The sequence below is a fragment of the Pseudomonas sp. LAIL14HWK12:I10 genome, assembly GCF_900184205.1.
Lineage (GTDB): Bacteria > Pseudomonadota > Gammaproteobacteria > Pseudomonadales > Pseudomonadaceae > Aquipseudomonas > Aquipseudomonas kermanshahensis.
Genome location: NZ_FXWU01000005.1, coordinates 193624 through 219411, shown reverse-complemented (window position 1 = coordinate 219411; position 25788 = coordinate 193624). Strand labels below are relative to the sequence as shown.

Genomic DNA, 25788 nt, shown 5'->3' with positions numbered 1-25788 from the left:
TTGTCACCGGCCTCTTCGCAGCACAAGGCTGCTCCTACACCGAAGGGTTGCGCCTGTGGGCGAGGCTGCGGCCTCGACGTTTTGGCCAGAGATTGTCTATGATCCCGCGTTGAACGTTTCAGCATGTTTCAAAAGGGATTCAAATGTCTGTCCATGAAGCACCACCGCTAGCCCTGCCGAAAAGCACTGTCGCCAAGATGGAAGCCGCCATGGCGCTAGGCAGCTTTGCCATCGGTACCGGCGAATTCGCCATTATGGGGTTGATGCCGGACATCGCCAGCAACCTGCAGCTGAGCGAGCCCCAGGTGGGCCACGCCATCAGTGCCTACGCGCTGGGCGTGATGGTCGGTGCCCCGACCCTGGCGATTTTGGGGGCCAAGCTACTGCGCAAGCACATGTTGCTGCTGTTGATGGCGCTGTATGCCCTTGGCAACCTGGCCACGGCGTTCGCCCCCTCGTTCGGCGGCCTGGTCGCTTTCCGCTTCATCAGCGGCCTGCCACATGGCGCCTACTTCGGCATCGCTGCGGTGGTGGCATCGAGCATGGTCGCCAACAACCAACGGGCAGGCGCCGTGGCTCGGGTGATGATGGGCCTGACGCTGGCCATGTTGCTGGGCAACCCGGTTGCCACCTTACTGGGCCAGTACTTCGGCTGGCGCTCTGCCTTTGTGTTGGTCGGGGCGATCGCCCTCTGCACCATCGCCCTGGTCTGGCGCTTTGTGCCGCAACCGCACGATGAAGTGCGCAGCGACCCGCGCAAAGAACTTAAAGCGTTCGCCCTGCCCCAGGTGTGGATGGCGCTGGCCATTGCATCGATCGGCTTTGCCGGCATGTTCTGTGTGTTCAGCTACCTGGCGCCCACCATGCTGCACGTGACCCAGGTATCGCCGCAGTGGATCCCCTTCGGCCTGGCGGCCTTTGGGGTCGGCGGCATCGTCGGCAACATCGCCGGTGGCAAGTTGTTCGATCGCTTGCAGTTCCGCGCCGTCGGGCTGGTGCTGATCTGGTCAATTGCAGTGCTGCTGTTCTTCACCTTCGCAGCGCATTCGTTGTGGACCCTGCTGCTGGGCGTCGGCCTGGTGGGCACCATGATTGCACTGGCAGCCCCCTTGCAAATCCGCCTGATGGACATTGCCCATGAAGCCCCCAGCCTTGCAGCAGCCTCGAACCACGCCGCGTTCAACCTGGCCAATGCGCTTGGGCCGTGGTTGGGTGGCATGGCCATCACCGCAGGCATGGGCTGGACAAGTACGGGTTATATCGGCGCTGCAACCGCGTTGGTCGGCTTGGGCATTTACCTCGTTGCCCGGCGTATGAAGGGTGGGCATTAAAACCGGTTATTCGGGGGCGCTGTGCGCCTCCGATCCCGCTATGAAACAGAACAACTTGCATTAATTAACGCAGCAAACTTCTATTAATTGTCCCATCCGTAATATCGCTTAAAACCCCCGCCCCACAGCCTCCCGCTCGCATAACCTCAAGTAATACCAGACAGAAAATTAAGCGCATTGACGCCTTTTCAGGGCCACTTCAATAATCCGCGCCAGACGTCTTGGTCGATTAAAAATAAAAGTGCCTGAGGACAACAATGCGCCCTTCATCGAGCAAAACCCATCGCGAACTGATTGCATCCCGCCAACCTGGTTTTGGCATGAATGGCGCGTTGTACAGCCGCCAGGATGTTTTCGAAACCGACATGGAAATCTTCTTCAACCAGCATTGGATACAGGTCGCCGTTACCGCCGATGTCGATGAACCCGGTGATGTCTTTACCGTCGATATCGGCAAATCGTCGGTGCTGATCCTGCGCGACGATGATGAACAGATCCGCGCCTACCGCAATGTATGCCGCCACCGCGGCGCGCGCCTGAAAGAAGCAGGCAAATCCACTGTCGGCATGCTGGTATGCCCCTACCACCAGTGGACCTACGACCTGGACGGCAGCCTCAAGCATGCCAGCCACATGGGCAAGGGCTTCGACCCCAAGTGCCGCAGCCTGATCCCGGTGCACTGCAAGGTTGTCGGGGCCCATGTGCTGGTGTGCCTGGGCGACAACCCGCCTGAAGACATCAAGGACCTCGAAGCGGTGATGGGACCGCGCTTCGCACCGTTCGACCTGACCAATACCCGCATCGCCTACGAACTCGACTATATCGAGAACGGCAACTGGAAGCTGGTGATGGAGAACAACCGGGAGTGCTACCACTGCGCCGGCACCCACCCGGAACTGATCGTGTCCTACCAGTCCGAAGACCTTGGCGTCAGCCTGGAAGAGATGAGCGACGAGGCTCGCGCGTCCTACGATGCCTATCAAATTCGCAAGGCCGGCATCGAAGCTGACTGGGCCAATTCGGGCCTGCTCTACGAGACTGTGGAGCATTTGCAGGATGACGCCCCCACGCAGTTTCGCACCCAGCGCATGATCATCGCCGGTGCGGGTGAATCGCAGACACTCGATACCCAGGTTGCCTGCCGCAAACTGTTGGGCAACCTGACCCGTCGCGACCTGGGCGACACCCACCTGTGGGGCAACAACGCCTGGGCGCACGTGATGAGCGACCACGCCATGATCAGCTGGATCATCCCGCTCTCGCCGGACCGCACCCTGGTGCGCACCAAATGGCTGGTGCACCGCGATGCCGTCGAAGGGGTCGACTACGACCTGCAGCGCCTGACCGAGGTCTGGGTCGCCACTACCCAACAGGACGCAGCCCTGGTCGCCATCACCCACAGTGGCACCCAAGACCCCGCCTTCGTCCCAGGCCCCTACTCCACCTACACCGAGCCGTACGTCGACCAGTTCGCCCGCTGGTACACCTCGCGCCTCGCGGCACATGGGGTGTGAAGGAGATGACCGTGCTCGAGAACATTGCCCAGAACATTGCCGGCCTGGGGGCCGACCAGCGCTTCACCGACACCGACCACTGGGCCACCCATGGTGCCCAGTGGGCCAGCGGTGAAAGCAAACGCATCGAATGCCTGAGCGTCGTGGACGAGACCCACGACGTGAAAACCTTCACCTTCCACAGCCCAGACTACCCGGCGCTTGCCTACGAACCGGGCCAGTTCCTCACCGTGTCGCCCGTGATCGGGGGGGCCAGCGTGTCGCGCTGCTACACCCTGTCCTCGACACCGACCCGGCCGTTCACCTTTTCCATCACGGTCAAGCGGGTGCCGGGCGGCACGGTGTCCAACTGGTTGCACGATAACCTGCGCCCTGGCCACGCCCTGGCCGCCTCTGGCCCCGCGGGCGTCTTTACCCCAGTGGCGGGCCCTGCGCGCAAATTGCTGTACCTGTCGGCCGGCTCCGGCGTCACCCCGCTGATGGCGATGACCCGCGCCGCCGCCGACCTGCACGCCGACCTGGACATCGTCTTCGTGCACAGTGCGCGTACGCCTAAAGACATCATCTTCCGCGATGAACTGGCGCGCCTCGGACGCTCCATGCCAGGGCTGCGGACGCTGTTCTTCTGCGAAGGCGCTGGCGACGAGCCCGACTGGGACGGCCCGATCGGGCGCCTGTCGCTGGACGCACTGCAGCGCCAGATCCCCGACTTCAAGGAGCGGGCGGTATTCACCTGCGGGCCAAAAGGCTACATGGAGGCGACCAAGGCCTTGTTGGCGGGTGCTGGTTTCGACTTGGCCCGCTACCACCAGGAAAGCTTCGACATCAACGCCGAAGCCGAGCCGGCAGCCGGCCCAGCGGCCCCCGGCCAGGCCCTGGACAGCTTCACCGTGCGCCTTGCCCGCTCTGGCAAGGCATTCACCATGAGCGCCGACCAGACCGTACTGGCCGCTGCCAAAAAAGCCGGTGCCGTAGTCCCCTCCTCGTGCAGCCAAGGTGTATGCGGTACCTGCAAGACCGCGGTATTGCAGGGCAGCGTCGAGATGAAGCACAACGGCGGCATTCGCCAGCGTGAAATCGACAAAGGCCTGCGGCTGCTGTGCTGCAGCCGCCCGACGTCGGACCTGGTGATCGACCTCTGACATTCGACAAGGACGCCCTGTTACTGGGGCGTCCTTTTTTGCCGTCTTGCGAAAATAAAAAGGATATGGACGATGCGTGCAAAACAAGGCCTTTTCAAAGGCCTGAACCCTATTGTAACGGTAGGGTCGATCTCAATCGTGGTGGCGTTCGTGGTGCTCTGCGCCTCACACGGCGACCAAGCCGCGGGTGTATTCAAAGGCGCGTCGGACGCCATTCTCGACCACCTCAAGTGGTTTTACCTGGCGCTGGTCAGCGCCATCCTCGGCTTACTGGTGTACATCGCCTTCAGCCGCTATGGCACCCTCAAGCTCGGGCGCCCCGACGAAAAACCCGAGTTCAGTTTTGCCGCCTGGATCGCCATGCTGTTCAGTGCGGGCATGGGCGTTGGGCTGATCTTCTGGTCGGTTGCCGAACCGGTGCTGCACTACGCCAGCAACCCGTTCACACCGGGGCTCACCGACCAGGCCGCGTCCATGGCCATGCGCATTACCCTGTTGCACTGGGGCCTGCACCCTTGGGCGATCTTCACCGTGATCGGCCTGGGCCTGGCCTACTTCGCCTACCGTGAAGGGCTGCCGCTGGCGCTGCGCTCGATCCTCTACCCGATCATCGGCAACCGCATCTACGGGCCGATTGGCCACACGGTTGACATCATTGGTGGCGCGGTCACTGCATTCGGGGTGTCGCAATCGCTGGGGTTGGGCGTCGAGCAGATCAACATGGGCATGCATCAGGTGTTCGGCACGCCAGTCACCCTGTCGTTCAAGCTGAGCATCATCGCCGTAGTCACCGTGATCGCCTCGATCTCGCTGGTGGCCGGTGTATCGCGTGGCATGAAGCGCCTGTCGACACTGAACATGTGGATTTCCCTGGGGCTGATGCTGGTGGTGCTGGCCCTGGGCCCAACCCATTACATCATGAACCTGCTGTTCGAGTCGGCGGGCGACTACGCGCAGAACATCATCGGCATGAGTTTCTGGACCGACGCCCAGGCCGACAGCAGTTGGCAGAAGAGCTGGACCGCTTTCTATTGGCCGTGGTGGATGACCTGGGGACCGTTCGTTGGCCTGTTCATTGCCCGGATTTCCCGTGGCCGGACCATCCGCGAACTGGTGTTCGGCGCGTTGCTGGTGCCGACCTTGGTGACTATCTTGTGGATGGCCGTGTTCGGCGGTGCCGCGCTGAAGGATGAGCAGCAAGTGCGCCACGCCTACCAAGCACTGCCGGTCGCCGAGCAGGCAGCGGCCGGCGCATTCCAGGGTGGCCCGATTCTGGAAGCCACGCGCAAGGAAACCACCACGGCCATGTTCACCCTGCTCGACCGCCTCGATGGCCCGACGCTGGGTGCAATCCTCAGCGTGATCATCTGCCTGCTGCTGGCCGTGCATTTCGTCACTGCGGCCGATGCCGGGACCCAGGTGCTGTGCATGCTCAACTCGCTGGGCAGCATTGACCCGCCCAACTGGATACGCGTGCTGTGGTGTGTGCTGGAGGGCGCCATCGCGGCCAGCCTGGTGATTGCCGGCGGCTTGCTGGCGATTCAGATGGCCAGCATCGTGGTCGGCCTGCCGATTGCGTTCTACATGCTACTGACCGGGTACAGCCTGATGCGCAGCTTGTTTGCCAGTGATGCGGTGATTACTGGACCGGCGCCGATGCATGCGGGCGCAGAAACCCAGCGGCCTGCCAACGAACTGGCAGCCAGCTGACGTCATCGCATTGTAGGAGCAGCCTTGTGCTGCGAAGAGGTCAGTACCAGAGACGAAATACTGTGGTCTGTACCGGCCTCTTCGCAGCACAAGGCTGCTCCTACCAGGACCGCGCTTGACCGGAGGGGGATTCAATCCAAATCAACAGGTTAGATTTCGATTAGAATGCAGTTCCTTAACTGAGACCTCCTGCCCCCCCATGAAAAAACTGCTTTATGCCGTATCGCTCCTGCTCGCCGTCAACCTCCCCGCCTTCGCCAACCCGCCTTCCACCTTCACCGAAGCCAAGGTCGTCGCCAAACAAAAGGTCTACCTGGACCAGGCAAGCAGCGCCATGGGCGACCTGTATTGCGGCTGCAAATGGACCTGGGTGGGCAAGTCAGGTGGGCGCATCGATGCTGCCTCCTGCGGTTATGAAACCCGCAAACAGCAAAACCGCGCCGAGCGTACCGAGTGGGAACACATCGTGCCGGCCTACACCTTCGGCAATCAGCGCCAATGCTGGAAAAACGGCGGCCGCGAGCATTGTGTCGATGACGACCCGGTCTTCCGCGCGATGGAAGCCGACCTGTTCAACCTCTACCCGGCCGTGGGCGAAGTCAACGGTGACCGCAGCAACTTCAACTACGGCATGGTCGCTGGCAACGCCGGGCAATACGGCCAGTGCTCGACCAAGGTCGATTTCGTGCAGCGCGCCGCCGAGCCGCGTGACGAAGTGAAGGGCCTGGTTGCCCGTACCACCTTCTACATGTTCGACCGCTACAAGCTGAGCATGTCGCGTCAACAGCAGCAACTGCTGATGGCCTGGGACAAACAGCACCCCGTCTCGGCCTGGGAAAAAGAACGTGACCGGCGCATCGCCGCCATCATGGGGCACGCCAACCCGTTCGTGACGGGCGAACGCAAATGGACAGCCGACTACAAGCCTGCTGGCAGTGGCGTGGTGCAAGCCATGCCGGCCAAACCGGTCAGCGAAGCGGCCAAGCCCAGCCTGGCCAGCACTGCAGCAACAGGCGCGGTGCTCGGCAACCGCAACAGCCATGTCTATCACCTGGCCAATGGCTGCCCGGGCTACACCCAGGTGGCTTCGAAGAACCAGGTGATGTTCGGCTCTGAGGGCGAGGCGCAAGCGGCCGGCTACCGCAAGGCGGGCAACTGCCGGTAACCGCTGCGCTTCGGTGCATCAACGCCCGGCTGTTGGGTTCACCAGGTTTGCCGGGCGCTCACCGGCCAGCGCGCTGAGCAGGTTGTCTACCGCACAGCGCGCCATGGCCTCACGGGTATCGTGGGTGGCCGAACCGATGTGCGGGGTCGCCACCACGTTGTCCAGTTGCAGCAGCGGCGAATCACTGGGCAACGGCTCCTGGACGAACACATCCAGGCCCGCGCCGCGGATGCGTTTCTCCCGCAAGGCCTCGATCAGCGCGGCTTCGTCCACCACACGCCCACGCGCAATGTTCACCAGCATTGCCTCAGGCTTCATCAGGGCAAGCTCACGCGCGCCGATCAAGCCCTCGGTGGCGGCACTCAGCGGCACGGTCAGGCAGACGAAATCAGCCTGCTGCAAAAGGTCGTCAAGGCTGCAATGGCGGGCGTCGTAACGGGCCTCCACCGCAGGCTTGGCGCGTGGGCTGTGGTAAAGCACCCGCATGCCAAAACCGGCCGCGCCGCGCCGGGCCAACGCTTCGCCAATCCGCCCCATGCCAATGATGCCCAAGGTCTTGCCGTGCACATCCGTGCCAAAGTGCGCAGGCCCAAGGTTGGCTTGCCACTGGCCGTCACGCACCCAGCCCGCCAGCTCCACGACCCGACGCGCACTGGCCAGGATCAAGGCAAAGCCGGTGTCGGCAGTGGTTTCGGTCAGGACATCGGGCGTGTTGGTGAGCATCACGCCACGCCGGGTCAGGTCGGCGATGTCGTAGTTGTCCACGCCTACCGACACGCTGGCGACCACCTCCAGTTGCGGGGCCAGGTCCAGCAGGCTGCTGTCCAAGCGCAGGCTGGCACCCAACAGCCCTTGAGCGCCCGGCAACGCATCGCGCAGGCGGGCAAGGCCATCGGGCCCGGCCGTGTCCACCCACGTCACGTCAACCTGTTGCTGCAGGCGCGCCATCAACGTGTCGGACAGGCGCTTGTAAAGGACGATTCGCTTCTTCATAGCAGGATTTCCTAGTGGCTCGTGGCCAGATGAGAGCCGCCGCGCTTGGCCCGGCCAGCGGTGTGTGAGGTTTTAAGCGCCGCCGTGAGCGCGACTGCCGTCAGCAGTGCACCGCACATGAACAGGTACGAGGCACCCGGCCCGCCGGTGGCGCCATTGAGGTAACCAACCAGCCACGAGCCGCCGAACGAACCCAGCGCGCCCATGCTGTTGATCAAGGCCATGGCGCCACCGGCGACGTTGCTGGGCAGGATCTCCGGCACGATGGCGAAAAACGGCCCATAGGGCGCGTACATGCAGGCGCCGGCGACCACCAGCAATGCGTAGGACAACCAGAAATGCTCACTGCCCAAGGCATAGGAGCCATAGAACGCCAGCGCCGCAATCAACAGGGGCGGCCAGACGAAGCGCTTGCGCTTCTGCAAGCGGTCCGACGCCCAGGACACCCCGACCATGGCCAGCACCGCCGCCAGATAGGGCACCGACGACAACCAGCCGGCCTGGACGATGTCGACGTTGGCCGCCTGTTTCAGAATCGACGGCAGCCAGAGCACGAAGCCGTACACGCCGATGCTCCAGCAGAAGTACTGCATCGACAGGATGATCACCTGAGGCGAGCGGAACGCTTCGCGGTAGTTCTTCACCGGTTTGATGCCCTGCTGTTCTGCTGCCAGGGCGTTTTCCAGATCGGTCTTTTCCTGCTCGCTAAGCCACTTGACCTGAGCCGGCCGGTCGTCCACCAGGCGCCACCAGAAGAACGCCCAGATCACCGCAGGCAGGCCTTCGATGATGAACATCCAGCGCCAGTCGTAGTGCTTGATGAGGTAGCCCGACACCACCGACATCCACAGGATGGTCACCGGGTTGCCGAGCATCAGGAAGGTGTTGGCCCGGGACCGTTCGGCGCGGGTGAACCAATGGCAGAGGTACACCAGCATCGCCGGCATCACCGCGGCTTCGACCACGCCAAGCAGGAAGCGGATGCCGATCAGCATGTACACATTGCTGATCATGCCGGTCAGCGTGGCCAGGCCGCCCCAGAGGATCAGGCTGACGAAGATCAGCTTCTTGACGCTGCGTTTTTCGGCGTAGATGGCCCCAGGTACCTGGAAGAAAAAGTAACCAAGGAAAAACAGCGCCCCCAGCAACGACGACAGCACCGGGGTGATTTTAAGGTCGTCGGCCATGCCGGACGCTGCCGCGAACCCATAGTTGGCACGGTCCAGGTAGGCCAGGCTGTAGGTGATGAACACGATTGGGATGATGTACCACCAACGGCGACGCGCGAGACTTGTCGTTTGCATCATGTGTACTCCTGAGCTTTTTGTTTTTGTCGCAACAGGTAGGGGCCAGGCGTTCAGGCGCTTATGCGCAGGTCATGGGTTTCGAGTTCGTGACGCAGCGGCAAACCTTCCATGTCGCCGCGCGACTGCACGGCGCGGCTGCCACACCAGTTGCCACGCGCCACCGCCTCGGGCAGTTCACGGCCTTCGAGTAGCGCACTGAGCACACCGACAGCAAAGGCGTCACCCGCACCGACGGTGTCCACCACCTTGGCCACCGGCACCGGGGCTACCTGGCCATCGCCTTTGGCGGTGCGAAAGTACGCGCCTTCGTCCCCCAGCTTGATCACCACCAGTTCCACCCCTTTGTCGAGGTAGAACGCGGCGATGTCCGCCGGTGCGTGCTGGCCGGTCAGCAGGCGGCCTTCTTCAAGTCCCGGCAGTACCCAGTCAGCCTTGACTGCCAGGGCGTTGATCTCGTGGATCATGTGCGTGCGGTCCGGCCACAGCGATGGGCGCAGGTTAGGGTCAAAGGAAATGCTGCGCCCGGCAGCGCGCATGCCATCCACCAATGCATGCGACAAGGCCCTGCACTCGGCTGAAAGCGCCAGCGGGATGCCGGTGGCATGCAGGTGGCGGGCCTGCAGCCAATGTGGGCGGATCAATGCCGGGGACAAACGGCGCGCCGCTGAATGGCTGCGAAAGTATTCCACTGCCGGGTCACTGCCATCATCGCAGCGGGCTTTGAGCTGAAAACCGGTGGGGTGTTGCGGGTCGACTTCAACGTCGCTGCAGTCCAGGCCTTCCCGCCGCAAGCTGTCGAGGACAAAGCGCCCCAGGGAGTCGTCGCCCACCCGGCTCAGCCAGCGGACCTTGAAGCCCAGCCGCGACAGGCCGATGGCAACGTTGCTGTCGGCACCGGCGATGCGTTTGCCGAACTGCCCGACATGCGCCAGGTCCCCCACCTGCTCGGCGACGAACATGGCCATGGTTTCGCCGAAGCACAGCACGTCATGCTCATGCATGGCTGACCTCCTCGGCCAGGCCCAGCGCAGACAGCGCCACTACCTGGGCACGGGTCAGTGTGAGCAAGTCGTCGGCGGCCAGCGGGTATTCCACGGCACGCACCACGCCGGGCGTGAACGCGGCCAGCAAGGCATCCCACGCTTGCAGATCGTCAGCCTGCGGCGGCACGGCAACCAGTCGCCCAGCGGGCTGGCGCTCGACCGCCTTGCAGTGCACATAGCGCACCCAATGCCCCAGTTGGCGAGCCGCTTGCTGCACAGGCTCGCCCTGCCATTGCCAGTTACCGATGTCGAACGTCATGCCCAGCGCCAGCCCAAGGTCATCGGCGCGCTGGAAGAACGTGAGCAGCGGCGCGATGCGCCCGCCTTGCTCGGTCTGGTCGTTCTCGACCAACAGCTGGGGGCCATCGTCAGGCAACAGCGAGCGTAAGGCCGCCACATCGCAGGTGTCATCGAAACGCCCCAGCGATACCTTCAGGGCCACCGCGCCCATCGCGCGGGCCAGCGCCAGTTTCTGCGTCAGGCGTGGGTCTGGCAGACCCTGCGCCGTCCACAGTTCAAGGGGCGTGGAATACAGGCATTCGAGCCGCAACGCGGTGACGGCGGCGGCCAGCGCGGCGGTGTCCGGCGCGCTTTCGAACAGCTCTTCACGAAATTCGACACGGGTTACGCCGGCAGCGGCCAGCATGTCCAGAAAATGCGCCTGTCCGCGCTGCCGTACCAAGCTGGCACCGTAGCTGGAGAGGCTGATGGAAACGGGGTTCGAGCGCATTGTTATTGTCCTTATGAAACCGGTTTCATTTTTATGCACGTCAAGCCGCAACGTGCCTTTCGTTCAGTCGCGTGAGTGGGTTGAACCTCGGATGATCAGGTCGGCCTTGAAGTCGATGCGCCGTGGCGCCCCGCGTTCGCCGCGCAGGCGGCCCAGCAGGCACTCGAATGCCGCCACGCCGATGCGCTCGGTGGGTTGGGCCAATGCCGTGATGCCGCTGCCGACCAAGGGGTACCAGTCCAGTTCGTCGAGGGCGATCAGGCCGACGTCGTCGAACAAGCCGCAGCCGGCGTCGTGCAGGGTTCGGGTGACGGCCAGCGTCGCCACACCGTTGAAGGTGAAGATTGCTTGAGGGCCATGACCGCTGGCCGAAAGAAATGAAGCCAGGCCGGCGTGAAGGTCGGGGCTGACTTCCAGCACCTGTTGACGCATGCCCGGGCGCCGGTTGATGGAAGCGCCAAATGCCTGTACCCGCTCTTGGCGCGAGCTGGTGCCATCGAGCGGTTCGGTTACCGCCAGAATGTCGCGGTAGCCTTGCGCCTGCAGGTGATCCAGGGCTTGCTCGACGGCGTCGGCATTGTCCAGGCCGACCAGGTCGACATTGAGTTCAGGCAGTTGGCGGTCCACCAGCACCATGGGCATGTCGCGCTGCAGGTTCAGCAGTTCGCCGGGATGATGGCCGAGGGTGTTCACGATCAGGCCCTCGACGTTGTAGGACTGCAGGGCCACCAGGTGATGGCGCTCTTGATCGTCGTCGCGGTTGGTGTTGCACACCACCAGGCTGTAGCCGTGTTGGCGGCAGGCGGTTTCGACGCCGTGCATCACCGCCACCGAGTAGGGGTTGAGGATGTCTGCCACCAGCATGCCGATCAGCCGGGTCTGGCCGCGTTTGAGGCCCCGGGCCATTTGGTTGGGGCGATAGCCGAGGCGCTCGATGACTTCTTCCAGGCGCTTGGCGGTCGCCTCGGCCAGCAACTGGCGATCGCCACCGATGTAGCGCGAGACAGTGGCCTTGGACACACCGGCCACACGGGCCACTTCGCTGATGGTCACCCGCTCGCGGGCATTGGCAGGCATATCGGTCATGGGTGTCCCTTGTGATTATTGTCGGTGACAGGCTATGAAACCGGTTTCAATACACCAAAACCGGCGCGTTTCGTCACCTACCGTTCGTCGGCAAGTTTACACATTCCCGGTAGGAGCAGCCTTGTGCTGCGAAGAGGCCAGTACCCGCCACGAATTTCTGTGGTCTGGACCGGCCTCTTCGCAGCACAAGGCTGCTCCTACAGGGGGGCGTGCAAGCTCTGAATTTTGCGCAGTAAAAGTGGCTCGTTACCTGCCCAAGGACATCCCCAGAGGTGTGTTTCACGACATCGCCCGCTTCACCCCAGCTGGCGCGAAGGTAGGAGCAGCCTTGTGCTGCGAAGAGGCCAGTACCCGCCACGAATTTCTGTGGTCTGTACCGGCCTCTTCGCAGCACAAGGCTGCTCTTACAGGGGGCGTGCAAGCTCTGAATTTTGCGCAGTACTAGTGGGTCGTTACCTGCCCAAGGTCGTCCCCAGAGGTGTGTTCCACGACATCGCCCGCCTCACCCCAGCTGCCGCGAAGGTAGGAGCAGCCTTGTGCTGCGAAGAGGCCGGTACCCGCCACGAATTTCTGTGGTCTGGACCGGCCTCTTCGCAGCACAAGGCTGCTCCTACAGGGGGCGTGCAAGCTCTGAATTTTGCGCAGTACTAGTGGGTCGTCACCTGCCCAAGGTCATCCCCAGAGGTGTGTTTCAGGTCATCCGTGCGCAGCTTGGCGACATCGCCCGCCTTCACCGCCCCGCCCTGGTTGCCCCAGCTGGTACGAATGAAGCTCACCACATCAGCGACCTCCTGATCGCTCAGGCGCCAGCCAAACGCCGGCATGGTGAAGTTCGATGGGGCGGTGTGCGTCGCAGGCACCGTGCCACCGGCCAGCACCACATGGATAAGCGAGGTGGCATCAGCAGTCTGCACCACCGGGTTACCAGCCAGTGCCGGGAACACGCGGCTATAGCCATGGCCATCGGTGCGGTGGCACGCCGCGCAGTTGTCGATGTATACCGACGCCCCGCGCTTGCTGTCATCGCCGTTCCACAGCGCCTCGGCGACCTGCTTGTCATACGCATGCGGCTGGTCATCGGGGTTGCTGGGCGGCAGCGTTTTCAGGTACCGGGCAATGGCCGTCAGGTCAGCCTCGCTCATGTACTGCATGCTGTGCTCGACCACATCGCTCATGCCACCGAACACCGCACTGCGGTCGCTTCGGCCGGTCTTGAGAAACTGCACCAGCTGCGCTTCGCTCCAGCAGCCCAGGCCATCCTTGTGATCACCGCGCAGGCTCTTGGCAATCCAGCCTTCAAGCGGGGCGCTGCCTGCCAGAAACTGCTCGCCATCCTGCGGGCTCAGTGCCTTTTCCTGCATGGTCAGGGCGCGCGGGGTATGGCATGCGCCACAGTGCCCCAGCCCTTCGACCAGATAAGCACCGCGGTTGACGACCGGGTCGGTGGCAGCCGAGGCCTGCCAGGCCTTCACCTGCGGCGCGAACAACCCCCGCCAGATCGCCAACGGCCAGCGCATGCTCAACGGCCAGGGGATGTCCGTCGCCTTGTTCGGCTGCGCCACCGGCTCGACGCCCTGCATGAAGTAGGCATACAACGCGCGCATGTCGTCATCGCTGACGCGTGCATACGAGGGATACGGCATGGCCGGGTACAGCGTGCTGCCGTCCTTGCCGACGCCATGGCGCACGGCCTGGTCGAAGTCTTCGAAGCTGTAGTTGCCGATGCCGCTGGCATCAGGGGTGATATTGGTCGAGTACACCGTGCCGATGGGGGTTTCCATGGGCAGCCCGCCGGCGAATGGCTTGCCGCCCTTGGCCGTGTGGCAGGCCACGCAGTCGCCCGCGCGCGCCAGGTACTCGCCTTGCTTGACCAGCGCGCTGTCAGCCTGGGCTGAAAGGCTTGCACCGCACAGGATGGTGGCGATCAACAGTGTCTTCATGCTCATCGCTCCTCAAGCCTGAACCAGTGGGCCAGGGTTTTTCAGGTACTGCTCACGGATCGCCCGTGCAGACCAGTACGTCAATGCCGCGACCAAACCGGTCGGGTTGTAACCCAACCCCTGCGGGAATGCCGACGCCCCTGGGACGAAAACGTTATGGACGTCCCAGCTCTGCAGATAGCGGTTAAGCGCACTGGTCTTGGGGTCAGTGCCCATGATTGCGCCACCGTTGAGGTGGGTGGTCTGGTAGCTGGCAGTGTTGAAGTGTTCCTTGACCTTTTTGCCCAACACAGCAATGGACTTCGGGTTCATCGCCTGGGCGATCTTGCTGAGCTTGTCGACCATGAACTGGTTCATCTTGATGTCGTTTTCCTGCCAGTCGAAGGTCATGCGCAGCAACGGTTGGCCAAAGGCGTCCCGGTAGGTCGGGTCCAGGTCCAGGTAGTTGGCACGGTACGACTGGTGCGCGCCATGCGCGTCCATCGAAACCTGGTGGGTGTAGTAGTCGGCTGTGGCCTTCTTCCAGGCGCTGCCCCAGGTGGGGGTGCCGGGCGGGTTGGCGATACCGGCGATTGGGCGGCTGCCCGCCTGGTTGACCCACATGGGTGAACCACCGACAAAACCGTGCGGGCCGTGATCGAAGTTGTCAGCGTTGAAATCATCGATCGCAATGCCGTTACCGCCAGCACCGATGAAGTTGTTGGTGTAGGTGTCCTTGTCGAAGAACGCCTTGACCGTGCCCATGTTCTGGTACGCGAAGTTGCGCCCGACAACGCCTTCGTTCTTGACCGGGTCATAAGGCTTGCCGATGCCGGACAGCAGCATCAGGCGCACGTTGTTGAACTGGAAGGCTGCGAGAATCACCAGATCCGCCGGTTGCTCCACCTCCCGGCCTTGGGCGTCGATGTAGGTCACGCCCGTGGCTTTGCGCTTGCTGTCATCCAGGTTCACGCGCAGCACATGGGCATTGGCGCGCAGCTCGAAGTTCGGCACCTGGCGCAGCGCGGGCAGGATGTTCACGTTGGGCGAGGCTTTGGAGTACATGTAGCACACGTAGCCGCTGCAGAAGCCGCAGAAGTTGCACGGCCCCATCTGCGCGCCGTACGGGTTGGTGTAAGGGCCCGACGTGTTGGCCGAAGGCAGGTTGTACGGCTTGTAGCCGAGGCTGGTGGCGGCCTTCTCGAACAGTTTTGCCGACACCACATTTTTTTGTGCGGGCAGCGGGAACGGGTTGGAGCGATCAGGCGCATAGGGGTTGCCGCCCTTCCCTTCACCGACCACCGCGCCGTTGACGGTCCAGGCCTGGCCCGAGGTGCCGAACACCTTCTCGGCAAAATCGAAGTACGGCTCAAGCTCTTGGTAGGTGACGCCGAAGTCCTGGATGGTCATGCCTTCAGGGATGAACGCCTTGCCGTAGCGTTCTTCGTAATGGCTGCGCATGCGCAGCTCGATCGGGTCTACCCGAAAATGCACGCCGGACCAATGCAAGCCCGCACCGCCCACGCCCTTGCCTGGCAAGAAGGCGCCCAACTGACGGTTGGGCAGCGCAACGTCGTTGACGCTGTGACGGATAGTGACGGTCTCTTTCGACACATCGACGAACAGCTTCTTGCGCACGCTGTAGGTCAGCTCATCGATCACCTGCGGGTAGCTGCCCTCAGGGTAGGTGTCCTGCATTGGCCCGCGCTCCAGGGCGACCACCTGCAGCCCCGCCTCGGTCAATTCCTTGGCCATGATCGCGCCGGCCCAGCCGAAGCCCACGATCACGGCGTCTACTTTCTTCAACACATTCGCCATGCTTCAGGCCCTCTCGCCGCGGATCGACACTGCCGGGAACGGGTAAGGCTCGTTGCGCTCGACCCAGTCCATGAAGTCTGCCCGTGCACCGGGGAAGCCGATCTGGGTCCAGCCCACCATGCCTTTGTTGCCACCGTGAATCGGGTCGCAGAAGAATCCCTCGCGGGTGTTCTGTACCAGCAAGCTGAAAAACAGCTTGGCCGGCAGCGCGTCGAACACCAGCTCACCGGCTTCGACCTTGGCGAGAATGCGGTCTCGGGTAGCGCTATCTTGCACAGCAAACACTTGGCCCGAGTTGGCTTTGCACCAGCCGTCCACGGCAGCGATGCCCAGTCGGTAGATTTGTTGCGGGCTGAGTTGCAGCTGGTAGCCCAATTCTGGTGGGGCGTCGGCGTTGAACGGCCCCTGCATGTACCACTGGGCGCCAGTGGCATAGGGGGTATTCATCTGGCGGTCGATGAACTCGGCGGCACCGGCTTCGAGCGCACCGGGGCCCAGTTCGTCCGCAGGGATGATGCGGGCCACGGCGGCTTGCACGAAGGCCCATTCTTCGGCGGTGAAAAAGGTTGGCTGATAATCGCCCGCCGGCGCAGCGACAGGCACCTTAGGCTCACGCACAGGTTCGGCCAACAGTTGGCTGGCACCCAGGCCCAGCCCGGTGCTGGCCACGGTGGCGACCGGTATCAAGGTCAAGGTCTAGCGCAGGAATTCCCGGCGCGGATTGTCTGGGGCATGCTTAGGCATTTCAAATCCTCATCAGCGGTAGGGGCGGCCTTGGTTTGCGCCATCTGATTTTTCAATGGGGTACTCGCGCAAGCGGGCGCGTGTAGAAGACAGCCGAATAATCTAGCGCGTTCAGAAATGTTTTGAAACCGGTTTCATTCTTGACATTGTTGGCCTTCAGCAATAATGCCCAACATCGCGGATAAGGTATTTTTCACATCAGCCTCACCCTCTGGCGACATCCTGCTACCTAAAGTGCGCGCACTCTCAAAGGATCCGAGCCACCGGTTCCGGTCCGTTGTTCGCGCTCACTGGAGTGACAGCATGCTGCATGGCGTCATCGACACCCCGCCGGCCCTTAAGCTCGCCCGGCACTACCGATTGCCCCGCGCCAAAGCGCTGCTGGTGGCGATGTGTGTATCGGTTGCGCTGGTGGCTCTCGCTGCATGGGCTGCCGCACGCCCTGCCCTTGCAGACCTTGGCAACCCGCATACGTTGCACAGCAGTGGCTTGCACAGCGCCTGGTCCAAGGGCTCAGTCATTGTGGTAATTCGTCACGCCGAACGCTGCGACCGCTCACGCGGTGCCTGCCTGGACGACCCCACCGGTATTACCTTGGCGGGCAGCCGGGTAGCCGCCGACGTCGGCCAAGGCCTGCAACGCCTTGGCCTGCGCAGCGCCGATGTGTGGGCCAGCCCGGAAGTGCGCACTCGGCAGACCGCGCAGTTCATGTTCGGCAAAGCCATCACCACCCAGGACTGGCTCAACCAGTGTGACCACACCTTCGCCAGCAATGCCTTCGCCCATAAGCAACCCGGCCGCAACCTGGTGCTGGTCAGCCACAGTGGCTGCCTGGAGCAGGTGGAACGCCAGCTCAACGTCGACACTGACGCGGATTCCAACCGCTATGCCAGCGCGCTGTTCATCACCCAGGGCGACGATGGTAAGGCCCGGGTGCTGGGCCAGATGGATGCCAGCCAGTGGCGCAAACTCGCTGATGCCCGGGAAATCTGACCATGCCTGTACCTTCACGCGCCGCCTTCTACCGCAACAACCTGCTGCTACCGCTGCTGCTGGCGGGCATCGTCTTCGTCGCCTTCGACCTGACCGAACTCGACCGCTGGATCAGCAACCTGCTGATCGACCCGGCCACCGGTCAATTTCCGCTGTTGCACAATCAATGGTTCGAAAAGGTCACCCACAAGTGGCCACGGGTATTACCGAACTGGACCGGTGAACTGGCCGTAATCGGCTCGCTGCTGTCGTTCGCCTGGCCGCGCCTGGCCAATCACCCGCAATGGGGCCTTACGCGGTGGCTGGAAACCGCCCGAATCGCGCCGGTATTGCGCTTCACCACCCACCACCGTCGCGACTTGTTGTTCGTAGTGGTCGCCTTCGCGCTGTGCACCACCGTCATCCATTACCTGAAAAGCCATACCAGCGTGTACTGCCCGGTGGAAACGACGCTGTACGGCGGCCAGCAGGCGCGGGTCGAGTGGTTCGAGCACTTCACCTGGCTGGACAAGGCCGGCGATGGCCGATGCTGGCCAGGCGGTCATGCGTCCAGTGGATTCACCTTGCTGGCCCTGTACTTCGTGGCGCTACGCCACCGCTGGATGCATGCGCGCAAGCTGCTGGTGGCGATCCTGTTGCTGGGGTTCGTCTACGGCACCACCCGCGTGCTGCAAGGCTGGCACTACATGTCCCACACCTTCTGGGCAGGGCTGTTCGTCTGGTTCACCACCTGGGCCACTGCCTTGCTGTTCTACGGCCGCCTGGCCTTGCAGGCGCCAAATCACAGCCCTGCAAGGCATTGTTCCCCAGTTCATTCGATCAGCTCACTACCCTTGCAAGGCCAGCTTTGCGCCGAGCAAGAGCCGAATCGAGATGCTTGAACACACCGTTCGCCTTGTTTACCTGCAACCAATTGTTTCTTAACAGAATAGAAATCGAACTTTCCTACACGTTTATAGGACGCTCAGTACTCACCCATGAATTGATTCCTCGTTAGTGTTCAGGCATCAGCTAAATGCTTGCGTCTGGCCACACGGTCGGCCCATGCCCAGTGCATACGCTGCCTGCCCAAACACGAGGACCAGGAATGTTCAGTGAGCCCGATGGCACTGGTAAAACAGTGCCCACCAACCAGCCAATCCTGCTTGAAGACGCGCGTGGGGAGCAGCCGTCGCATAGCCGTCCACCACCTGAAAGCCCCCCCACTGCGCAAGCTGTCGGCAATACCCTGGAGCCCGCAGGTACTCTCCGTCATCCCCGCCGAAGTTCTCGAGTCGCTCAACGTCATCTTGCAGCAGTAGCGAGCAAGTGCTCGTCATGACCGTACTCAGGCACTTTTGGGGGAATCCACATGCCTAGCCAATCCGATTTGCGCTTCACCTTCCAGCCGCTGGTTGGCCAGGTTGAGTTTGAAGTGGTTTCGTTCGAGCTCGACGAAGCGATCAGCACACCCTTCCAGTTAAACCTGGAGCTGGTCAGTTTCCAAGACGATGTCGATTTTGGCCAGCTGCTCGACAAACCGGTGCTGTTCACCCTCTGGCGGGGAGACCAGCCACTGCGCTACGTACACGGCCTGGTCAGCACCTTCAGCCAAGGTGAGACAAGCATTCACCGTACGCGTTACCGCGCCTTGGTCGAACCCACGCTGGCGCGTGCCGGGCTGCGCTCGAACTGGCGCATCTTCCAGAACAAAACCGCCCCGCAGATTCTTGAGCTCATGCTCAAGCGCCAAGGCATCCTTCATTTTGAGCTGCACAGCTGCGGTGACCATGCGGTACGGGAGTTCTGCGTGCAGGCCGGTGAAACCGACCTGGACTTCATCGCCCGCCTGGCGGCCGAAGAAGGCTTTATCTACCGCTTCGAGCACACACCCAAACACCACATGCTGGTCATTACTGATCGGTTGCTTTCGCTGGGTCAGATCAGCCAGGGTGGCAACAAGACCGGTGATGACGATGACATCGACCCCAACTTAGTGCTGTACCACGCCAATAGTGGGGGCGCTCAGGCAAAGCCTTGTCTACGCCGCCTACGCTATAGCGAGCAGGTGCGCACTGCACGACAGGTGCAACGCGACTATACGTTCACCAACCCCGAATACCGCCAGGAACACCGCGCAGACGCGAGTGGCCTGACGCACCAATCCACCGCGTACGAGCGCTTCGACTACCCCGGCCGCTACAAGCGTGATGCGGTCGGCGTGCCCTTCACCGCCACCCGGATCACCGCGCTGCGCCATGATGCCCGCATTGCCGAAGTGCAAGGCGATGACATGCGCCTGCAGCCGGGGCTGAGCTTCACCCTGATCGGGCACCCACGGCCAGACTTGAACGATCACTGGCGTGTGGTCAACGTGCACCACGAAGGTACCCAGTTCACCAGCCTGCAGGAAGAAGCCGCCAGCGCCAGGCAAGGCACGCGCTACACGCAAGACGCCGTGCTGGTGCTAGGCAAAGCCGAATGGCGCCCGGCGCCGTTGGCCAAGCCACGCATCGACGGCCCGCACATGGCCACCGTCGTCGGTCCAATTGGCGAGGAGATTTATTGCGACCAATGGGGCCGGGTCAAGGTCAGCTTCCCTTGGGACAGGGAGAGCGAAAACAATGAATTCAGCTCCTGCTGGGTGCGGGTGTCGCAAGGCTGGGCCGGTGGCAGCTGGGGCTCGATGGCCATCCCGCGTATTGGCCAGGACGTGATCATCCAGTACGTCAACGCCGACCCGGACCAGCCGATGATCACCGGCCGCACCTACTGCGGCAATCAGCTGCCCCCGTACGACCTGCCCGAGCACAAGACGCGCATGACCATCAAGAGCCAGACCCACAAGGGCGATGGCTTCAACGAACTGCGTTTCGAGGACGAACTGGGTCGCCAGGAGGTGTTCATCCATGCAGAAAGGGACCAGAACAACGTTGTAAAGCATAACGAAACGACGCAGGTCGGCAACGATCGCGCCGAACGGGTCGAACGTGACGAAACGGTTTCGGTTGGCCAGGACCGCCGGGAAGACGTCGGCCGGGACGAGTCCGTCAGCATCGGCCAAGACCGGATTCACGACATCGGCAATGACAACAGCTTGAAGATTGGCCGGACGCACACAATCGTCACCGGCCAGGACCGCATCGAGACGGTTGGCAACCAGCGCCAGGACATTACCAAAGCCAACCACACGGTAGACATTGGTGGCCACCTCGAACAGGTGGTGGGCGGTCATCACCTGTTGCAGACCGGCGAAGCCATCCGGCACACCACCAAGGTTTATGACATACAGGTCAGCGAGAGCCTGACGATCCGGAGCCCAGGCGGGCTGCTGCGAATCGATGGGGCCGGTGTGACGCTGGACGGTGTGGCAGTGGCCTTTAAAGGGCCGATCCACCAGCAGGCAAAGGGCAGCCAACGCACAACCTCGACCGCTGGCATTCCTGAGCCCGGCGAGCCCATTTGCCTCAGTTGTTTGCTGAAAGCGATCACAAACGGCCACACCATGATCCGTATGGCGGGAGCACACTGATGCCCAGCCCATTCGTTAGAGCACTGGTCAAGGCCCTGCGAGTATCCGACCGGTACCGCCTGAGCGCGGTTGTGGAAATGGCCGATCTTTCACCCAAGGCTCGGGAAGACCTGCTCGCGTATTACTCGCAGCGCTGCTGGCCACTGTTACAGCAAGCCCAATTCAGCAATTTGCGGGCAGTGGGCCCCTGGCTGTTCGGCTCGCGTCCCGGCTCCGATGTTTCAGCCCAGTACGACTTTAAATGGCAGCTCGAACAAGGTGCAGAGGGCGCGGTATGTGGCTGGATAATCAGCGCATTGCCACCTGCCGAACTCGCGCTGCATTTGAGCCAGGCCAACATCGTCACAGGCGCAGATGGCCATTCGTACCTTCTGCGTTACCACACCGCTGCTGCACTGCAAGCGCTCGATAGCCACCGTCACTTGCCTGGGGTGAGCGAATGGTTGGCGCCCATCTATCACTGGTGGGCACCTGTTGCACATCCACACAAAACGCTGTGGTTGCAAATAGCGGGCGGCGATCAACCTCACGCTGCGCACGTCACGCCGATCACGCTGGACGAAGATTGCTGGGCAGCATTGGCCGGCGACCCGCTGAGCTACCAGCTTGCCGAGGTACTGAAGGACACTCAGCACTGCCCAGCCTTGACGGGTGACTGCCACGGCACGCGCGTCGGCCTGATCCAGCATTACCTCGACCAGGCACGCGAGCAAGGCCTGGCCCGTGAGGAGGACCTCATCACCTATGTACTGATGATGGCTCGCGACGGTGATCAGCTCAACACCTCACCAGCCTGGCAGGAGGCAATCATCGCCACCCGCGAACAGCACACCGCCCTTATAGACAACGTGCAGCGACGCCTGCGCATAAAGGACTAAAACACACGCCCATGGATTCGCTCACCGACACGCTCGACCTGTGCAGACGTATCACAACCGGCTACCGCCCCGCGCTACGCAACAGCCCCGTCGCCGACTGCACCCGCCGCTTCGAACTGCTGCCCTTGCGCTATGCCGCCGTTGGCGGAAACCCGGCACAACGCGCCCGCTTGCCCAAGTTGCCGGGCTACCTCAGCCCCTTTCAGGAGGTGGCTGCGCTGACCCACTCCAGCTACGCCATCCGCCCGCTGCGCGAAGGCTTTCTTTACCTGCTGATCAAACGCCACAGCGCACCGGCGCACGAATGGCACAGCCAGTACCGCGTGGCGCCGAATGGCTCACTGTTGTACATCAGCGCCGACGCCCCATGGGAGCCTGCCCCTAGCGCAGGCAACCTGGAGGACATCATCCGCGCCTTCGGCTGGACCATCACGCTCTACGACTTGGACGACATCCAGGAACTGCGCCCGTTGTTCAGCCCCTCCCCGCTCACGCCGCGCATGCTCGACAACTACCGCCTGCTCGAAGACGAGTACCGCAGCAGCCTGCCCGCGATCGATATCGCAGGGTTCATTCAACCCTCTGACGCGCCGCCACAGCCCCACGTGCTCAAGCACGACCAACTGAACTGGGTAGCCGACTTCAAGGCCCAGGACGACGCAGACCTGCAGGCCCTGCTCGACCTGCAGCCGTTCAACAACGCTCAGATCGTGTCCCCGCACGCTTCACGGCAAGCCCTGGCACCGCCCATGAATCAAACCAAGCCGCGCGGCGCCGCTATCGTGATCGAGGATGCCCTCGGCATTACCCAAGAGCTCAATGCCTGGCGCAATGCAGCCGTCGACGAGGTGAAGACCCACTGGCTACAGCGCGTTGTGGAACCCGGCGTGGACAATGAGCGCAAACTGCTTGTTGCGCAGTCGTTTCTGGAAATCGAGAAGCTCTACCCGCAGATGATGGCCGAGCGCATCGTCAAGCGTGAGGTCATGGCCGAGGCCGTGCGCAAGCAGCCGGTGACGCCTGTGGACTTCTATGGGTTTACCGACCACGCTCGCCAGCAGGCCGATGCACATGACGCACGGATGAAACCTCATCTGGCGCAGTACGAACGCGAAGTCCGGGCCAAGGTTCAGGCCCGCCAGGATGCTGGCGAATTCAGCAACAAGTTCGACCAGAAGTACGGCCAACTGGTCGACCGCCAAGCCATGCACGATCAGCTCGCAGGCTTCGAGCAAGCGATGCAACAAGCCCAGCAAGCTGCAGAAGACCGCGCCAAGGACCATACCCGATGGCTCCTCAGCGAACGCCTGCTGCAGGCCCTGGACCGTTACGACAATGCCGACCTGATCAATGGCTTGGCCTTTGCCGAGCAAACCGGCCAGTGCGTAATCGGCATGGAGCTCAGCGAGTGGGGCGCGACGGTACTGGACCACTGGTGGCGCAGCGATGTGGCGCATCGGAGCAATCTGGCAATGCGCGGCATCAGCTACAACCAGGATGACATCCGCGAAGCGCTTGCCGCGCTTCTGGAAGCGGCCAAGGCCGAGCCGGCCTCAGAGACCTCTTTCACGTTGCGTGAGTCGCTCGCCCGGCAGGCGCACATCGCGGCGAATGCCTTCGGGCGCATCAACACGCTGTACGAGGAGCTACAAAGCAGAAACAGTACCGCCAGCATCGGCTTGTATGCCTGGTACGTCGCGCTGGGGCGCCAAGTGCTGCGTACCGGGGCACCCAGCAGTGTGGACCGCGCGCTGCACCATGGCCTGCGCCTGACATTGTTCGCCTCGGTACATGAAACGGCCGTCGACATACGCCTGGGCGAAGCGGCTCGCAGCGGGCAGCCCTTGAACCCACAGCGCAGTGGTGCCCAGGTTGCACGCTATCTGGACCAGGCCTGGGCCGAAGGCCTGATGCAGGCCAACAACAGCGACTTCTACAAGGTGCGTGCTGCAGGCTTGGTGTGTTTGCTCGAAGGCATGCTGATGGCCTTCAAGGCACGCGAACTGCCAGACAGTGATGGACGGGTGAAGACCGAACTCTTTGCAGCGGCCATGACTACGGCTGCGGCGGGCTTCGAGATTGGCGCCAGTTATGTGGACCAGGTGGTGACGCGGTATGGCGCGAATAGTGTGACTGGGAGAGGGGCGGCGGCGAGCTTGGGGAGGTTGAAGCTTTGGGGGGGTAGTTTGGCCAGTATCGGCGGGGGGATGCTGGCGTGGTGGGATTTTGTAGATGCGGTTGAGCATTTTAAGAGCAGTCTGGATGGACCTAGGGGACAGATCAGAAAAAAGTCCAGACTCTTGGCTGCTACTTACTTTGTACGAGCAGCGGCGACTGTCACACTTTCACTGGCGGAATTGGGAACGGCAATTGCAATAGCAAAACCACTCTTTGACCATTTATCCCTTAACGCCAAAACTAAGGTCTCAAGGATGCTAGCCAGATCCGCAGGAACGCTTGCCAACCACCTCGGAACGCAAGCTGCCCGCCTAATACTCGCCCGTTTAGTTCTAGGCACCTTTTGGATAGGCTTAGTCCTAACGATATTGATCTATATATTTGAAGATGACAGTTTGGAAAAGTGGTGCAAGCGCAGTAGTTTTCGCATGGGAAAAAGCGCAAATCGATATGACGAACAAGAAGAACTGAAAGCTTTATACTCTGCATTCAGCGAGGCCTCATAATGTATTTGATCGAATGGGGATTCTGGCGGATGGCAACCCAATCAGAATCGGCACGCAAATCGCTCGAACTAGAGATGACTCCGGCAGAGATCCACGCCAATAAAGACTTCTATCAGAGTGACTTAGAGGAAGAGTTACACTTCCAAACCGTCAGCGAAAGGCCTCAAGCAAGAGGCCCAGTTTTTGCTTTTAACGAAATATTTCTAGAAATGCGCTGTGGAGGATCTGAAGAAAAGCGCGGCCTCATTACGCTCGCAACTCTCGGCGGGATTGCTCCGGCCGCCCTTATCTCAATAATCATCACCATTGGTTTCATATGGTTAGACATAACCGACCATGAAACCCGCTCCCCAATTACGATACTCACCACCCTTATAATGTCATCCGCTTCTGTGACCATAATTTACTTATACTCGAAGTATGGCGTTCGTCTAACCAGACTGGAAATTTTGACCAGTCGCCATTTGCTTATTCGCTTCAATCGAAAAACCCAGCAAGTCCACCTCCATCGGCCAAGTTATTGCGGCGGCATCGTAACGTTCCCTTGGAAAACAACCGGAAGTACAGGCATCTACCCTGAGGACGACTCACTCAGCGTAGGCATGAGACTAGGCCTGGTCTGGCACCCCAGCCGTACCGGCCTGCCCCACATGGAAATGGCCCTACTCGGCAAGCAAGGCCAAGGCGGCAGCGAGCTCCGTGACGAATGGGAGTTCATCCGCCGCTACATGGAAGAAGGCCCACACGCTGTCCCCCGCCCCCGTTTGAGTACCCAATTACCCTCGCCCATCCAGGCATTCAGCGCCCAATTCGAAGGCCTCGGCCGTTTCTTCCGCAAAAGCAGCTGGCTGTTCAAACTCGCCCTGCTCATGGTCTGGCCCGCTTTCGTCATCATCGGCACCGCGCACTGGGTCAGCCTGCTGCTGTGCTGGCGACCGCGCTGGCCGAAGGTGATTCGCGAGGCAGGTTTGCCCGGCAAACCAGTGCCTCCACCCACCACATTGAGTGACTACCCGCCCGACATCCAGGAACGCCTACTCGCCAATGCCGACCGTTGGCAGCTAAAACCCGGCAAGCGCCCCGAGAAAAAACCACGGAAACCACGCACTTCCAAATCACCAAAAACACCGACATAGAAGCGGGCCGCACAGGCAAGCGAGTGGGTCGCAACCACCGACCCAATTCCCCAATGCTGGGGGTACCGGGCCCATTGGCAAGCA

The 25788-nt window shown here is 61.9% G+C and carries 18 protein-coding genes and 1 pseudogene; 11 read left to right on the top strand and 8 right to left on the bottom strand.

Going from position 1 to position 25788, the window contains the following annotated elements; translation table 11 throughout:
- The first annotated feature begins 143 nt into the window (after positions 1-143).
- The 5 genes from QOS90_RS13515 (at position 144) to QOS90_RS13495 (ending at position 6862) form a co-directional block, all read left to right on the top strand.
- On the top strand, positions 144-1331 hold the full coding sequence (locus QOS90_RS13515; RefSeq protein WP_371918125.1) for an MFS transporter: 1188 nt from the start codon (positions 144-146) through the stop codon (positions 1329-1331).
- A 320-nt stretch (positions 1332-1651) separates the two neighbouring features.
- Positions 1652-2845, top strand: coding sequence for an aromatic ring-hydroxylating oxygenase subunit alpha (locus QOS90_RS13510; protein WP_371097328.1), 1194 nt, complete (start codon positions 1652-1654; stop codon positions 2843-2845).
- 5 nt (positions 2846-2850) lie between these two features.
- On the top strand, positions 2851-3987 hold the full coding sequence (locus tag QOS90_RS13505; protein WP_085272904.1) for an FAD-binding oxidoreductase: 1137 nt from the start codon (positions 2851-2853) through the stop codon (positions 3985-3987).
- Between the two features lie 72 nt (positions 3988-4059).
- Positions 4060-5697 (top strand): BCCT family transporter, encoded by a 1638-nt coding sequence (locus QOS90_RS13500; RefSeq protein ID WP_081717467.1) that lies wholly within the window; start codon positions 4060-4062, stop codon positions 5695-5697.
- A 199-nt stretch (positions 5698-5896) separates the two neighbouring features.
- The gene (locus QOS90_RS13495; protein WP_027593346.1) at positions 5897-6862 is read left to right on the top strand and encodes an endonuclease; all 966 of its coding nucleotides are present in this window, start codon (positions 5897-5899) and stop codon (positions 6860-6862) included.
- 18 nt (positions 6863-6880) lie between these two features.
- On the opposite strand, the gene QOS90_RS13490 is transcribed toward QOS90_RS13495, so the two are convergent.
- The 8 genes and pseudogenes from QOS90_RS13490 to QOS90_RS13455 all read right to left on the bottom strand — a co-directional run bounded on the left by QOS90_RS13490 (position 6881) and on the right by QOS90_RS13455 (position 16451).
- Entirely contained in the window at positions 6881-7855 is a 975-nt protein-coding gene (locus QOS90_RS13490; protein WP_085272905.1) for a 2-hydroxyacid dehydrogenase, read from the bottom strand.
- A 37-nt stretch (positions 7856-7892) separates the two neighbouring features.
- Positions 7893-9159: pseudogene (locus QOS90_RS13485) on the bottom strand (MFS transporter); the annotation flags it as partial.
- A 53-nt stretch (positions 9160-9212) separates the two neighbouring features.
- Complete coding sequence (locus QOS90_RS13480; RefSeq protein ID WP_027593349.1) at positions 9213-10163, bottom strand: sugar kinase; 951 nt, start codon at positions 10161-10163, stop codon at positions 9213-9215.
- Positions 10156-10935 (bottom strand): IolE/MocC family protein, encoded by a 780-nt coding sequence (locus QOS90_RS13475; protein ID WP_027593350.1) that lies wholly within the window; start codon positions 10933-10935, stop codon positions 10156-10158. Before QOS90_RS13475 ends, QOS90_RS13480 begins: the two co-directional genes overlap by 8 nt.
- 63 nt (positions 10936-10998) lie before the next feature.
- Complete coding sequence (locus tag QOS90_RS13470; RefSeq protein ID WP_085272906.1) at positions 10999-12021, bottom strand: LacI family DNA-binding transcriptional regulator; 1023 nt, start codon at positions 12019-12021, stop codon at positions 10999-11001.
- Positions 12022-12668: 647 nt separating this feature from the next.
- Positions 12669-13961 carry a cytochrome c gene (locus tag QOS90_RS13465; RefSeq protein WP_085272907.1) on the bottom strand — a complete coding sequence of 431 codons (1293 nt, stop codon included), beginning with the start codon at positions 13959-13961 and terminating at the stop codon, positions 12669-12671.
- Positions 13962-13973: 12 nt separating this feature from the next.
- Complete coding sequence (locus tag QOS90_RS13460) at positions 13974-15758, bottom strand: GMC family oxidoreductase (RefSeq protein WP_027593353.1); 1785 nt, start codon at positions 15756-15758, stop codon at positions 13974-13976.
- A gap of 3 nt (positions 15759-15761) precedes the next feature.
- A complete protein-coding gene (locus QOS90_RS13455) occupies positions 15762-16451 on the bottom strand; it encodes a gluconate 2-dehydrogenase subunit 3 family protein (RefSeq protein WP_256577378.1) in 690 nt (229 codons plus the stop codon).
- 354 nt (positions 16452-16805) lie between these two features.
- On the opposite strand from QOS90_RS13455, the gene pmrG reads away from it, so the two are divergent.
- The 6 genes from pmrG (at position 16806) to QOS90_RS13425 (ending at position 25704) form a co-directional block, all read left to right on the top strand.
- Positions 16806-17495 carry a lipopolysaccharide core heptose(II)-phosphate phosphatase PmrG gene (pmrG, locus tag QOS90_RS13450; RefSeq protein WP_085272908.1) on the top strand — a complete coding sequence of 230 codons (690 nt, stop codon included), beginning with the start codon at positions 16806-16808 and terminating at the stop codon, positions 17493-17495.
- A gap of 2 nt (positions 17496-17497) precedes the next feature.
- Positions 17498-18376, top strand: coding sequence for a phosphatase PAP2 family protein (locus tag QOS90_RS13445; protein WP_081717468.1), 879 nt, complete (start codon positions 17498-17500; stop codon positions 18374-18376).
- 470 nt (positions 18377-18846) lie between these two features.
- Complete coding sequence (locus QOS90_RS13440) at positions 18847-21006, top strand: type VI secretion system Vgr family protein (protein ID WP_085272909.1); 2160 nt, start codon at positions 18847-18849, stop codon at positions 21004-21006.
- Positions 21006-21884, top strand: coding sequence for a DUF4123 domain-containing protein (locus QOS90_RS13435; RefSeq protein WP_085272910.1), 879 nt, complete (start codon positions 21006-21008; stop codon positions 21882-21884). Before QOS90_RS13440 ends, QOS90_RS13435 begins: the two co-directional genes overlap by 1 nt.
- 11 nt (positions 21885-21895) lie before the next feature.
- Entirely contained in the window at positions 21896-24568 is a 2673-nt protein-coding gene (locus tag QOS90_RS13430; protein WP_085272911.1) for a T6SS effector BTH_I2691 family protein, read from the top strand.
- Complete coding sequence (locus QOS90_RS13425; RefSeq protein ID WP_085272912.1) at positions 24568-25704, top strand: DUF6708 domain-containing protein; 1137 nt, start codon at positions 24568-24570, stop codon at positions 25702-25704. Before QOS90_RS13430 ends, QOS90_RS13425 begins: the two co-directional genes overlap by 1 nt.
- Positions 25705-25788 lie beyond the last annotated feature (84 nt).

Bases quoted from the DNA above. Each gene is read 5' to 3' on its own strand.
- QOS90_RS13480 (WP_027593349.1), bottom strand. From the start codon at position 10,163: ATGCATGAGCATGACGTGCTGTGCTTCGGCGAAACCATGGCCATGTTC.
- QOS90_RS13470 (WP_085272906.1), bottom strand. From the start codon at position 12,021: ATGACCGATATGCCTGCCAATGCCCGCGAGCGGGTGACCATCAGCGAA.
- QOS90_RS13440 (WP_085272909.1), top strand. From the start codon at position 18,847: ATGCCTAGCCAATCCGATTTGCGCTTCACCTTCCAGCCGCTGGTTGGC.
- QOS90_RS13495 (WP_027593346.1), top strand. From the start codon at position 5,897: ATGAAAAAACTGCTTTATGCCGTATCGCTCCTGCTCGCCGTCAACCTC.
- QOS90_RS13475 (WP_027593350.1), bottom strand. From the start codon at position 10,935: ATGCGCTCGAACCCCGTTTCCATCAGCCTCTCCAGCTACGGTGCCAGC.
- QOS90_RS13490 (WP_085272905.1), bottom strand. From the start codon at position 7,855: ATGAAGAAGCGAATCGTCCTTTACAAGCGCCTGTCCGACACGTTGATG.
- QOS90_RS13435 (WP_085272910.1), top strand. From the start codon at position 21,006: ATGCCCAGCCCATTCGTTAGAGCACTGGTCAAGGCCCTGCGAGTATCC.
- QOS90_RS13430 (WP_085272911.1), top strand. From the start codon at position 21,896: ATGGATTCGCTCACCGACACGCTCGACCTGTGCAGACGTATCACAACC.
- QOS90_RS13515 (WP_371918125.1), top strand. From the start codon at position 144: ATGTCTGTCCATGAAGCACCACCGCTAGCCCTGCCGAAAAGCACTGTC.
- QOS90_RS13445 (WP_081717468.1), top strand. From the start codon at position 17,498: ATGCCTGTACCTTCACGCGCCGCCTTCTACCGCAACAACCTGCTGCTA.
- QOS90_RS13465 (WP_085272907.1), bottom strand. From the start codon at position 13,961: ATGAAGACACTGTTGATCGCCACCATCCTGTGCGGTGCAAGCCTTTCA.
- QOS90_RS13425 (WP_085272912.1), top strand. From the start codon at position 24,568: ATGTATTTGATCGAATGGGGATTCTGGCGGATGGCAACCCAATCAGAA.
- QOS90_RS13460 (WP_027593353.1), bottom strand. From the start codon at position 15,758: ATGGCGAATGTGTTGAAGAAAGTAGACGCCGTGATCGTGGGCTTCGGC.
- QOS90_RS13510 (WP_371097328.1), top strand. From the start codon at position 1,652: ATGAATGGCGCGTTGTACAGCCGCCAGGATGTTTTCGAAACCGACATG.
- pmrG (WP_085272908.1), top strand. From the start codon at position 16,806: ATGCTGCATGGCGTCATCGACACCCCGCCGGCCCTTAAGCTCGCCCGG.
- QOS90_RS13505 (WP_085272904.1), top strand. From the start codon at position 2,851: ATGACCGTGCTCGAGAACATTGCCCAGAACATTGCCGGCCTGGGGGCC.
- QOS90_RS13500 (WP_081717467.1), top strand. From the start codon at position 4,060: ATGCGTGCAAAACAAGGCCTTTTCAAAGGCCTGAACCCTATTGTAACG.